Genomic DNA, 12804 nt, shown 5'->3' on the forward strand with positions numbered 1-12804 from the left:
TACAAAAAAAGTAGAGATTAATTTTTTAATAAATTTTTATAAGCTCTTTTTCAACACTACTTAAATAATTTAATATTGAATTGCCGTCTGCTTTTCCCTTAATTTCAGGTATTTTAACCTGTGGTTTTTTTGGATCTAAAATAAAAGTAGTTGGTGTTACTTCAATATTAAAAACATTTGTAAAAATGTCAAGATTATTTTTGATTTCTAAGATCACTACATCGTATTTATTTGACATAATATCCATAGTTCCACTTTCATTTAGCTTAGCTAAAAAATCATGACAATGATGACAAGTGTCAGAAACTGCAATAACAACTAATAATTTATTATTTTTTTCTGCGTGAGCTAGAGCTGTATCTGCATTATAAAATACATCTGCAAAACACAAATTCGCAAAAAGACTAAAAATAAACAATGCTTTCTTCATTGATAACTCCTAAAAAATAGTTTTTAAAAATATAGCTTAAAAAATGCAGTAACCCTCATAATTTTTTCAAAAATATTGATTTTTTAATAATTTATACTATAATAATTTACGAATTTGTCGGAAGAAAGGAAATATTTATGTCAAGAGCTACGAAAAGTAGCTCTAAACATAATAAACAGAGTATTAATTTATTTGAGTCAGATAATCTAGTTCCTGTGCGAACTTTTTCTGAAATTGCAAAGATTATGAATATTTCAACAAACTTAGTTGAAATTACTTTTTATAGATCTATTGCAAAGATAAGAAAGCGATTGAAATATTATGACTATTAATTCCGTATCGTGTAAAAAAAGGACAAAATAACGGACAAATTAAAAAAATAATATAATTTGTTGTTTTTTTAAATCCTTATTAACACGATATTTAATGGAATTTGAAAAAATAAATTCTAATTCTATCACAACACGGTTTGAAACAGTAACTTAGGAAATTCTGTTGGCGTTGCTTGTGATATTGCAAACCTAATTCTATCACAACACGGTTTGAAACGGAATTCCAGTAATAAAAGAAATAGACACTACTTATATTGCAAACCTAATTCTATCACAACACGGTTTGAAACGATATTTCTTTTAAAATATCAGGTTTTACTTCTTTATTGCAAACCTAATTCTATCACAACACGGTTTGAAACTTTTTTATATAGTAGTCGTTAATATTGCTCTCTTTTGATTGCAAACCTAATTCTATCACAACACGGTTTGAAACTCAAACATTGGAAATGCAATTAATGTGGCTTGTGAATTGCAAACCTAATTCTATCACAACACGGTTTGAAACTTGTAAAAAGGGCTTAGTAAACATTCAAACTTTTAAAATTGCAAACCTAATTCTACCACAACACGGTTTGAAACTTAAAAACAAAAATAAAAAACTTATCGTAATTTTTTATTATAAGCCCAATTCTAATAAAATTTAAATAGAAAAATAAAAACCTATTATTACCAAAATTTTTATTAATGCTTTTTTGCAAGACCTGCTTTTATATCTAAATTATTAAGCTTATTTATGCTTTTTGTTAGCTTGTCCATCTTGTCTGTACTAAGCTTTGCAATTTTACCTAGCTTTTCTAGTCTTTCTTGCTGTGTTTTTAGCTTATCAAATCCACCTAAGGCTAACTTTAGCTGCATATCCATTAAGCTCTCCTTAATATTGTTTATTTATAATGCCCCTGCGATGAGTTAGATGGCTACTAACTCGGGTAAAGGGGTTAAACTGCACTGATATCGCTACTTTGCAGAAAGCCTTAAGCATTAGCCAATGCCGTTTATTCGTTGGTTCCCCAAACGCCACCATTTATTCCCACTTTCTTTCCTGTGTAATAGATGTAACAATAGCTTCATTCTTGCTAGTCTTTTTAATAGCTAAGCGATAATAAGTGCTTAAACGACTAACTACTACTTCAGCCTGTGAATGTGCTTTTGAAAGTGTTTTACTTTTAATGTTTTTTAACATTTGCAGTATCATTGCATAATCATAAGCTGTTATATGTTTTCTATGCTTATGAATAAAAACATTTTCCAAGCTTAAAAATAATGGCAAGTCTTGTCCTAAAATATCACAATTACCTACTTTTAAAAGTTTTCCTTTATATTTTTGCTCTTTATCATCATTAAATACCTTTTTTATAGTGTTATAATTGTTTCTAACTTCTCTTATTTGCATTAAGCTTTCTTTTATCCTAGTATTAACTGCTTTATGTACCTCGTGAGGTAAGCCTTTTACTTGCTCGTTTAAATACTCTGTTAAGTTTTGGATTTTTTGCTCGTATGATTTTATACCATTTTTAAAGCCATCATCAGGGATATTTAAAAGCGGTGCAAGAGTACCAGTGTATCCTAACGCCTCTGTATCTTCTTCACTTAACGCTTGGATTTTACACCTACAACCCCAGCCATTAGGCGGGTAATTGTTACGCCAAAAAGAATGCTCCTTAGGTAAAATAAGTCCGTGAAAGGCTTTGTGGCTATCCCTAACCCTATTATCCATAATTGCTACATATCTTAAGTAAGGCTTATCGCTAATTAGTTGTTTTTCATATCTTGCAAAGCTATATACTTGTCTTAGGTTTTGATTAAAAACAACTTTTAAATGATTTTTATGTAAACCACTAGCGTTTTTAAGCTCTTCTACACAATCTTTAAAGCTTGTGCCATCCAAGTAAGCTTTTTTAAGTATGCTATGCATTCTTTTAAGTGTTTCAATTTCATTTATCCCACTTATTAAGAATGTTCTATTATAAGCACTAAAGCGTAATTTATCTAAATCATAATCTTTAGGTAATTTATCATCAAAGTATTTAATTACGTCTAAAGGACTTAGATTAGATGAATAAGCATGATTTATTCTTCTGTATCAATTACAACAGTCCGCTAAGCACTGCGTGGATTTCGGTAGCTAATTAATCAGGTTTTGAATTTGTTTTATGACAATATACGAAAATTTTAGCGAAATCGCTATAAATGAGATTAAAGAAGAAACAAAAGACCTTTTAGAAAATCATCTTAAAAGCGATTTAAAAGGTATTTAAAGCTAACATTATTTGACAAATAAGTTTAAATGAGTTAAAATGCCATACAAGAAATGTTATGTGTTTATGGTATCATCGTTATGGGGGCAACGGGTCATTGGCTGTAAACACTCAGCCCCTTTTTCTTACTTCTTATAAATTTGACAAGTAATGCAAAATCTACTAAAATATCACAATAACTACTATCAAGTATGAGACCAAAGACAAATGCGGCGAGTCGTCTTTACCTCGTTACTGAGCCGCTAGTAGTTATAAAAAAAGACAGTTAATGTTATTTAGGCAACCTGTATAGATGGCACATAATAGCTTGGCGTAACCAAGTGAAAACTCGGGGCTCAACTTCTTAAATAACTAAGCCATCTCTATCTTTTTTTATAAATCACTTTACCTATATTTAATTGGTGTTTAAAATACTCTTCATCTTCACTTAAAAACATAGTTTTATTATTTATCACATCGCCTTTTTGATTTACCACCATTACTAAAGCTTTTTTTATATTATCATCATAAAACCATTTTATATATGTTTTTTAATTACTGACTTATCAAATCTAGGGTCTAATTCTTGACTTAGTCTAATCTCATCAGGGTCATTTAATAATTTTGGAAAATAATCAATGTATAAATGACGATTGTTCTTTTTAATTTTTGGAGCATTTTTCTTTTTATCCATAAAAAACATATCATCAAGCCTTATTACATCACCTATCTTGTCAACTAACAACTCTCTTTTTTAGCATTAAATCTTTCATAAACTTTATTTAAAGCCTCTTCATCGCTAAGATTTTCATAGCTTGGATTTTTTGGTAATTTATCAAGACTTGAACTAAGCTCTAAATTTACATTATTACTTACACCAATCCTTTTATCATACGCAAATTGCTCGCTTGCAATATTTGGTGGGTTTATCATTATTTTATATTTTCTTGCTTCTTTTTCACTAATTGGTATTACATAACATTTGCAATTATAATCATTAGGTGGGTAATTTATCAGCCACCAAGCATCATCTTTGTGGATTGCAACATTATGCATTTTAGAATGGCTACTTCTACTTGTGGCTAAGTTTTGCTGATTTGTAAAGCCAATATGTTTTATAAGTGTAGTTCATTATCACTTTTGCAAGGCTTAGGTTATAAGCTCTTTGCATATTTGTTGTATAGATTGTTTTAAGTCTTGATGAACTTATATTTATACTTCTTACTTCGCCTGTGAGTGGATTTACAATGTCTTTTTGAGCGTACCAGCCTTTATCACTTAAAGTAGCCTTTAAGCCCTTTTTAAATTCATTAAATCCTACGCCATCTTTTTCATATTACCTTAATGATGTTTTCATATGAGATTATGGCTTACGTCTAAATATTATTCTAATATTGATTTAACTTTAACTACCTAAAAAAACAATTAATCACCTAAGCTTATTAAATACATAATTCTTTAAACATATAAAGCTACTTAAATTAAATAAGCATACTCATATAAATACTTTAAACATATAACTTATAAATACTTCTAGCATATACTAAAACTACTTAAAGCAAATAAAAAAAACCTATATAAAAAGTAAGAGCTATATTGTATAAGTATCATTTAAAATATCTATTTTTATAATCTCATACTAAAAAATATAATTAAGCAAATTATTTAAAGTAAAGGTTTTAAAAACCCAAACAAAGCTAAAAAAGAAAGCAACAATAAAAACTTACCTTTTAGCCCTATCCCGTTTCTACAATTAAAAAAATATAATAAAAAAATTAAATCTAAAAATATGTATATAAAAATCAATTATTATTAAAAAGAAAGGAGTTAAAAAAGATTTTAACAAGTCCGCAACGAGCTACTTTCCCCATGCCAGTAAGGCGTAGTATCATCACCCACAATGTGCTTAGCTTCTTGGTTCGGGATGGGACAAGGCGTTACCACATTTGTATAATCACGGACATTGTTATTTAAATCTATTAGTATTTAATAAACTTAAATAACAATGTTAAAAGCAAGTAATTTAAACTCTTAAACTTACTAAAGTAATAAACCTTAGCAAGGAAGTAATGCTTATTTAAAGTAAGCGGACGGTCTATTAGTATTGGTCAGCTAAATGGCTTTCACCACTTACACACCCAACCTATCAAGCAGCTAGTCTTGCTGCGACCTTAAGAGAAGATTCATCTTAGAGTTGGCTTCGAGCTTAGATGCTTTCAGCTCTTATCACATCCGAACTTAGCTACGCTGCGATGCTCTTGGCAGAACAACAGCTACACCAGTGGTTCGTTCAACCCGGTCCTCTCGTACTAGGGTCAAATCTCTTCAATCTTCTTACGCCCACGGCAGATAGGGACCGAACTGTCTCACGACGTTCTGAACCCAGCTCGCGTACCGCTTTAAATGGCGAACAGCCATACCCTTGGGACCTGCTCCAGCCCCAGGATGCGATGAGCCGACATCGAGGTGCCAAACCTCCCCGTCGATGTGAGCTCTTGGGGGAGATCAGCCTGTTATCCCCGGGGTACCTTTTATCCTTTGAGCGATGGCCCTTCCACACAGAACCACCGGATCACTAAGACCGACTTTCGTCTCTGCTTGACGTGTTTGTCTTGCAGTTAAGCTGGTTTATGCCTTTATACTCTACAAACGATTTCCAACCGTTTTGAACCAACCTTTGTAAGCCTCCGTTATTTTTTGGGAGGCGACCGCCCCAGTCAAACTACCCACCAGACATTGTCCTACGTGAGGATAACTCACGCTAGTTAGCTACCCGAATAAGAAAGAGTGGTATCTCAACGATGGCTCATTATAAACTGGCGTCTATAACTCAAAGCCTCCCACCTATCCTGCACATTCTTATCCAAGTAGCAGTGTCAAGCTGTAGTAAAGGTCCACGGGGTCTTTCCGTCTTGCCGCGGGTAGGAGGAATTTTCACCTCCACTACAATTTCACTGGATCCCTCTTTGAGACAGCTCCCATCTCGTTACGCCATTCATGCAGGTCGGTATTTAACCGACAAGGAATTTCGCTACCTTAGGACCGTTATAGTTACGGCCGCCGTTTACTCGGGCTTCGATCAAGAGCTTCGCATTGCTGCTGACCCCATCAATTAACCTTCGAGCACCGGGCAGGCGTCACACCCTATACATCCACTTACGTGTTAGCAGAGTGCTGTGTTTTTGGTAAACAGTCGGGAGGGACTCTTTGTTGTAAGTTTCCTTGCCTTCGGAGTAAATCCTAATACAAGGCTAACCACACCTTATACCGAAGATACGGTGCTATTTTGCAGAGTTCCTTAAAGAGAGTTCTTCCACGCGCCTTAGAATACTCATCCCACCCACCTGTGTCGGTTTACGGTACGGGCAACATTATCTAAACTTAGAAACTTTTCTTGGCTCGACGGCATCAGCAATTCTTCCTTCCATCCGAAGACTTCAGAAAGCCTTTCAGTTCTCGGTCTAATGTTATACGGATTTGCCTGTATAACAACCTACTACCTTAGACTAGCACTTCCATCCGCTAGCTTGCTTAGCCCTAAGCGTCCTTCCATCGCACAATAATGTTGGTATTGGAATATTAACCAATTTTCCATCGCATACCCCTTTCGGACTTTGCTTAGGACCCGACTAACCCTACGATGACGAGCATCGCGTAGGAAACCTTGGGTTTACGGCGTTAATGATTCTCACATTAATTATCGCTACTCATGCCTGCATGCTCACTTCTATACGCTCCAACGCTCCTTACCGGTACATCTTCAACGCCTATAGAACGCTCTCCTACCACCCAAGCTAGGCTTGGGTCTACAGCTTCGGTACTTATTTTAGCCCCGTTATATTTTCCGCGCAAAATCACTAGACCAGTGAGCTATTACGCTTTCTTTAAAGGATGGCTGCTTCTAAGCCAACCTCCTGGTTGTTAAAGTAACTTCACATCGTTTTCCACTCAAATAAGATTTAGGGACCTTAGCTGGTAGTCTGGGTTGTTCCCCTCTCGACGACGGATTTTATCACTCGCCGCCTGACTGCTGTGATTACACTATAAGTATTCGGAGTTTGATAGGGTTTGGTACATTGGTGTATGCCCTAGCCCATTCAGTGCTCTACCCCTTATAGCTACTACACAACGCTATACCTAAATATATTTCGGAGAGAACCAGCTATCACGAAGTTTGATTGGCCTTTCACCCCTATCCACAAGTCATCCGGAGCCGTTTCAATGGCCGTCGGTTGGGTCCTCCACTAGTTCTTACACTAGCTTCAACCTGCTCATGGATAGATCACTTCGTTTCGGGTCTGCAGCATCTGACTTATCGCCCTATTAAGACTCGCTTTCGCTACGGCTTCACGTTAGCTTAACCTTGCCAGACACCACAACTCGCAGGCTCATTATGCAAAAGGCAGTCCATCACCCTGTATTGCTACATAGGGCTCTGAATGATTGTAAGCAAATGGTTTCAGGTTCTATTTCACTCTGATCACCTCAGTTCTTTTCACCTTTCCCTCACGGTACTTGTACACTATCGGTCAGACATTAGTATTTAGGGTTGGATCGTGGTCGACCCAGCTTCAGACAAGATTTCACGTGTCTCGCCCTACTCAGGATACTGCTAAGTAAAGTAAAGATTTTATGTACGGGAGTATCACCCTCTACGCTCAAGCTTTCCAACTTGTTCTACTATCTTTGCTTAGTCTTTGTTGCAGTCCTACAACCCCACTAGTAAACTAGTGGTTTGCCCTCTTACGCTTTCGCTCGCCGCTACTAGCGTAATCTCTATTGATTTCTTTTCCTGTTGGTACTAAGATGTTTCAATTCCCAACGTTCGCTCCATATATGGTAATACATATCTCTATGTATTGGGTTGCCCCATTCGGAAATCTACGAATTAATGCCCCTTGACGGCTCCTCGTAGCTTATCGCAGTCTAGTACGTCCTTCATCGCCTTTGTCTGCCAAGGCATCCACCATTTGCTCTTATTAGCTTACCTTTGTTAATAATGTTATTAATATTTTTACAATTAATAGTATTAATTGAAATATATTTGCATGCATTATTGTTATTGTTTTTAGTATTACTAAAACGCATTACTTCCTTGCTAAAGTTTTTATGTAATTATTAATCTTAATCTTCAAGACGGAAAGCGTCTAAGCTGTGATGCTTAAAAACTTTTTCTTATATATACTTAATATATGTAATAAGAAAGAGATTAAGTATAACTACCTTTAACAAGCTTATGAAATTGTTTTATATTACTTGCTTGTGACTCTTAACATTGATAAATAAAATAACACTAGGTTAGAAACTATATATAACATAGAATTAAATTAAATAAAACCTAGAAAGAACATTTAGCTTAAATGCTCTGTTTAAGTTTTGATTTGTGAAATAAAGCTCGTATTCTATCTCTTTAAGCTTAAATTATTCTTAAAGTTTGAAAAAAATAAATTTACATTGCTTTTTTTGTTTTTAGCAATGTAAATTAACTATTTTTAAATACTAGCTAGGCGTTTTGAAGTGCTAATAACGCTATCAGGATTAAGTGACATTGAGCTAATGCCTTTTTGCTTTAGCCAAACAGCTAAATCTATATGATCACTTGGACCTTGACCACAAATTCCTACATATTTATTTGCTTTTTTACAAGCTGTAATTGCTCTTTCTAACATAAATAAAACCGCTTCATCTCTTTCATCAAAATCAGCTACTAAAATATCCATTCCACTATCTCTATCAAGTCCTAAAGTAAGCTGGGTTAAATCATTGCTGCCTATACTAAAACCATCAAAATATTCTAAAAACTCATCGCATAAAATAGCATTACTAGGCACTTCGCACATCATAATCACTCTTAAGCCATTTACACCACGCTTTAAGCCATTTTTCGCTAATAAATTTATAACTGAATTTGCTTGTGATAAAGTCCTTACAAAAGGCACCATAATTTCAATATTATTTAGCCCCATTTCATCTCTTGCTATTTTTAAAGCTTCACATTCAAGCTTAAAGCATTCCGCAAAATTAGGAGCTAAATACCTACTTGCACCTCTAAATCCTAGCATAGGGTTTTCTTCGTGCATTTCGTAAAATTCTCCGCCTAATAATTTTCTATATTCATTAGTCTTAAAATCACTAAGTCTAATAATCACAGGCTTAGGATAAAAAGCAGCTGCAATTGTAGCTATACCTTCGGCTAATTTTGATACAAAAAATTCTCTTGCATTAGAATAGCCTTTGCTAGCTTCATTTATTTTATTTCTTAAATCATCATTTATATTGTCGTAATCTAAAATAGCATTGGGATGAATGCCTATATGATTATTTATAATAAACTCAAGTCTAGCAAGTCCTACACCATCATTTGGCATTTGTGCGAATTTGAATGCTAATGCAGGATTTCCCACATTCATCATTATTTTTACACCGCAATTTTGCATTTCAAATTCTTCATTTTCAATTACTTCGTATTTTAATGCCCCTTCATAAACCCTACCTTCATCTCCATGAACACAACTAACGCTTACTAAATCTCCATCTTTTAATATAGTTGTAGCATTGCTAGTGCCAACAACTGCACCAATTCCTAGCTCTCTTGCAATAATTGCTGCATGACAAGTCCTACCACCCCTATTTGTAACTATTGCTGCGGCTTTTTTCATAACAGGCTCCCAGTTTGGATCTGTCATATCAGTAACTATTACATCTCCAGCATTTACACGAGAAATCTCACTAATATCATTTATAACCTTAACTACCCCAACGCTTATTTTTTGTCCTATTGCTCTACCTGTTATTAGGACTTTTGATTCTTCTTTTAATTTATAGCTTATATCTTTTTTCTTTTGAGATTGAACGGTTTCAGGTCTTGCTTGAAGTATATAAATCTTACCATCTAATCCATCTAATCCCCATTCAATATCCATAGGTCTTTTATAATGCTCTTCTATAATTAAAGCATATCTTGCAAGTTCGTTTATTTGCTCATCATTTAGGCTAAATTTATCTTGCATATTTTTAGCTACATCTACTACTTTTACAGCGTTTTCTCCTGCTTTTCTTTCTTCTTTAAACTCCATTTTGATTAGCTTTGAGCCGATTTTTCTTGAGATTATTGCTTTATTATTGTTTTTTAGGCAAGTTTTTGATACATAAAACTCATCAGGATTCACCGAGCCTTGAACCACACATTCGCCTAATCCATAAGATGAAGTGATAAATACAACATCTTTAAATCCACTTTCAGTATCAAGGCTAAACATAACCCCGCTACTTCCTTTATCGCTTCTTACCATACGCTGAATACCAGCACTAAGCGATACTTCAAAATGCGAAAAACCCTTATGCACTCTATAAGAAATCGCCCTATCATTATAAAGTGATGCAAAAACCAAACGGATTTTATCCAATATATCATCAATTCCACTAACATTTAAAAAAGTTTCTTGCTGACCAGCAAAAGAAGCATCAGGCAAGTCTTCTGCGGTAGCTGATGAACGAACAGCAAAAGTGCCTAACCCATCGCTATCTAATTCTTTATAAAACTTAATGATTTGCTCTAAAAATAAAGGCTGAAAATTAGCTTTAGTTATTAAGCTTCTAATTTTTGCACCACACTTAGCAAGTGCATCTAAATCATCAGGATTTAAATTCTTTAACTCATTAGTAATTATTTCATCTAAATTATTGTATTTTAAAAAATCTCTAAAAGCTTGTGCTGTAGTTGCAAAACCATCAGGCACTCTAACCCCACTACTAGCAAGATTTGAAATCATCTCGCCTAAACTAGCATTTTTACCACCAACTATTTCTACATCGCTCATTCTAAGTTTTGAAAAAGCTAAAACATATTCCATTTTCACACTCCTTTTTGATAGAATTATTTTATTTTAACAAGCAAGGATAACTTAAATGAAACAATTAAATAAAAAAATTGTGTTTTTTATAAGTGATGGAACAGGAATAACCGCTGAAACATTTGCTCACTCGGTATTAGCTCAATTTGAAGATGAATATGTTTTCACACAAATTAGAGAACCTTTTATAAATACTGAAGAAAAGGCGATTAAGGTTGCAAATAAAATTAATGAATTAGCAAAAACTGATATTCCGCTAGCATTTAGCACTTTAATTAATGTAAATATTGCTAATCATATTAAGAATTCTAATTGTGTTTTTATAGATTTATTAGAGCCTTTTGTTAGCTTAATTTCAAATAAATTAAATGTAAAACCTAGCATAAAACAAGGTCTATCCCACTCAAACACTCATAATAAAAATTATCAAAATAGAATAGAAGCTATTAATTTTACTTTAGAACACGATGATGGGCAATTCATCTACGCACTTGATAATGCTCAAATAATTTTAATAGGGGTTTCAAGATCAGCAAAAACACCAACTAGCCTTTATCTTGCTATGCAATATGGAATTAAGGTAGCAAATTATCCACTAACTCCTGATGATTTTAAGGCTTGTGCTTTGCCTAATGCTTTAAAGCCTTATAAAAACAAGCTTTTTGGTCTTAGCATAGACCCATATCGCCTAAGTGAAATACGCAACGAAAGGCTGCCTAATTCTGAATACGCAAGTATAATTAATTGTAAAAATGAAGTAAAAAATGCAGAATTTTTAATGAAGATAAACAATATCCCATTTTTAAATATCACAAATAAAAGTATAGAAGAAGTAACTTCTACTTTATTAGATATATTTGATATACATAATTAATTATTACTTAAAAATAATTATTAATTATTAATATTTATCTTATAAGATTTTTTATATTTATATTAAGGAGATAAAAATGAAAAATCTTATAAAAATTAGTGTCGCAACAACTCTTTCAATTAGTTTGTATGCTAACAATATAAATGAAGAAATTGCTGCAAAAGAATATGATGCTCAAAAACTAGCAGATATTATTGTAAAGTTGAATGTTATGGGAGATAAAAGCAAAAAACCAAATCATCATAAGGGTTTTTGCGTAAGTGGAGTTTTTAAGCCAGATAGTAATATTAATGAATATTTTAACATTGAGCTATTTAAACAAAAAAGCATACCTGTAAATGGAAGAGTTTCTTTAGGTGGTGGTGAATTAAATGATAAAAGTAAAGCAAGGGGTTTAGCTATTAAGCTAGAAGGAGATAATGATAATTGGACTATGGTAATGCTAAGCAATCCAATTAATTTTGCAAAAACTCTAAAAGAATTTGGATATTTTCACGAAATGCAATTACCTGATGAAAATGGTAATGTAAATAAAGAAAAAATAAAACAAGCTTTTAGCGAAGTTCAATCTTTTAAAAATTTTGCAGAATATACTAAAAATATAGGGTTTTCAAAAAGCGTTGCTAATACTCAATTTTACAGCGTTCATACTTTTTTCTTTGATGATAAAAACAATAACAAATTTCCAGCTAGATGGACTTTTAAACCAAAAGATGGAGTTAAATTTTTAAGCGAAGAAGAAATAAAAACAACAAGTAATGATTATTTAGCAAAAGATTTTCAAGAAAAAATAAAAAATGCTCCTATTGAATATGAATTATTTTTTACATTACCAAATGAAAATGATGAATTGTATTCAACAAATGCTTTATGGCAAGGAGAACACAAGCAAATTTTTGCGGGGACTTTGCAACTTACACAATATAATGGCTTAGATTGCAATCTTGATGTATATTTTCCTTGGGATATGGCAAAAGGAGTATATGAGCCAAAAGATGAACTTTTTATACCAAGAAACGAAGCTTATATAATAACTTTTGGTTATAGACAATAAACTAAAGGGGTTTTAGAATTTGAA

General features: G+C 33.2%; 8 protein-coding genes, 2 rRNA genes and 1 CRISPR repeat array. Of the genes, 2 read left to right on the top strand and 8 right to left on the bottom strand.

Going from position 1 to position 12804, the window contains the following annotated elements:
- Positions 1-25: 25 nt before the first annotated feature.
- The 8 genes from AVBRAN_RS07025 to ppsA form a co-directional block, all read right to left on the bottom strand.
- Entirely contained in the window at positions 26-430 is a 405-nt protein-coding gene (locus AVBRAN_RS07025) for a thioredoxin family protein (RefSeq protein ID WP_239802905.1), read from the bottom strand.
- A 439-nt stretch (positions 431-869) separates the two neighbouring features.
- Positions 870-1344: a CRISPR direct-repeat array (repeat unit 37 nt; unit sequence ATTGCAAACCTAATTCTATCACAACACGGTTTGAAAC).
- A 102-nt stretch (positions 1345-1446) separates the two neighbouring features.
- Positions 1447-1626, bottom strand: coding sequence for a hypothetical protein (locus AVBRAN_RS07030; protein ID WP_239802906.1), 180 nt, complete (start codon positions 1624-1626; stop codon positions 1447-1449).
- A gap of 160 nt (positions 1627-1786) precedes the next feature.
- The gene (locus AVBRAN_RS07035) at positions 1787-2677 is read right to left on the bottom strand and encodes a phage minor head protein (RefSeq protein WP_239802907.1); all 891 of its coding nucleotides are present in this window, start codon (positions 2675-2677) and stop codon (positions 1787-1789) included.
- Between the two features lie 860 nt (positions 2678-3537).
- Entirely contained in the window at positions 3538-3744 is a 207-nt protein-coding gene (locus AVBRAN_RS07040) for a PBECR2 nuclease fold domain-containing protein (protein WP_239802908.1), read from the bottom strand.
- Positions 3738-4055 carry a hypothetical protein gene (locus tag AVBRAN_RS07045; protein WP_239802909.1) on the bottom strand — a complete coding sequence of 106 codons (318 nt, stop codon included), beginning with the start codon at positions 4053-4055 and terminating at the stop codon, positions 3738-3740. The genes AVBRAN_RS07040 and AVBRAN_RS07045 overlap by 7 nt, the downstream gene beginning before the upstream one ends.
- A 789-nt stretch (positions 4056-4844) precedes the next feature.
- Positions 4845-4961 (bottom strand): 5S ribosomal RNA (gene rrf / locus AVBRAN_RS07050).
- Positions 4962-5077: 116 nt separating this feature from the next.
- Positions 5078-7989: ribosomal RNA gene (locus AVBRAN_RS07055) — 23S ribosomal RNA — on the bottom strand.
- A 502-nt stretch (positions 7990-8491) separates the two neighbouring features.
- A complete protein-coding gene (gene ppsA, locus AVBRAN_RS07060) occupies positions 8492-10852 on the bottom strand; it encodes a phosphoenolpyruvate synthase (protein ID WP_239802910.1) in 2361 nt (786 codons plus the stop codon).
- Between the two features lie 55 nt (positions 10853-10907).
- Between ppsA and AVBRAN_RS07065 the strand changes: the two genes are divergently transcribed.
- Positions 10908-11726, top strand: a complete 819-nt coding sequence (locus tag AVBRAN_RS07065; RefSeq protein WP_214120410.1) for a pyruvate, water dikinase regulatory protein — start codon at positions 10908-10910, stop codon at positions 11724-11726.
- 76 nt (positions 11727-11802) lie between these two features.
- A complete protein-coding gene (locus tag AVBRAN_RS07070; protein ID WP_239802911.1) occupies positions 11803-12780 on the top strand; it encodes a catalase in 978 nt (325 codons plus the stop codon).
- Positions 12781-12804: the final 24 nt, after the last annotated feature.

Origin of the sequence: Campylobacter sp. RM12651, from assembly GCF_022369475.1 — a bacterium.
In the GTDB taxonomy this organism is placed as follows: domain Bacteria; phylum Campylobacterota; class Campylobacteria; order Campylobacterales; family Campylobacteraceae; genus Campylobacter_E.

What these genes read in the sequence shown, in the direction of transcription:
- AVBRAN_RS07070 (WP_239802911.1), top strand. Translation starts at nt 11,803, where the DNA reads ATGAAAAATCTTATAAAAATTAGTGTCGCAACAACTCTTTCAATTAGT.
- AVBRAN_RS07025 (WP_239802905.1), bottom strand. Translation starts at nt 430, where the DNA reads ATGAAGAAAGCATTGTTTATTTTTAGTCTTTTTGCGAATTTGTGTTTT.
- AVBRAN_RS07065 (WP_214120410.1), top strand. Translation starts at nt 10,908, where the DNA reads ATGAAACAATTAAATAAAAAAATTGTGTTTTTTATAAGTGATGGAACA.
- AVBRAN_RS07035 (WP_239802907.1), bottom strand. Translation starts at nt 2,677, where the DNA reads ATGCATAGCATACTTAAAAAAGCTTACTTGGATGGCACAAGCTTTAAA.
- ppsA (WP_239802910.1), bottom strand. Translation starts at nt 10,852, where the DNA reads ATGGAATATGTTTTAGCTTTTTCAAAACTTAGAATGAGCGATGTAGAA.
- AVBRAN_RS07045 (WP_239802909.1), bottom strand. Translation starts at nt 4,055, where the DNA reads ATGCATAATGTTGCAATCCACAAAGATGATGCTTGGTGGCTGATAAAT.
- AVBRAN_RS07030 (WP_239802906.1), bottom strand. Translation starts at nt 1,626, where the DNA reads ATGGATATGCAGCTAAAGTTAGCCTTAGGTGGATTTGATAAGCTAAAA.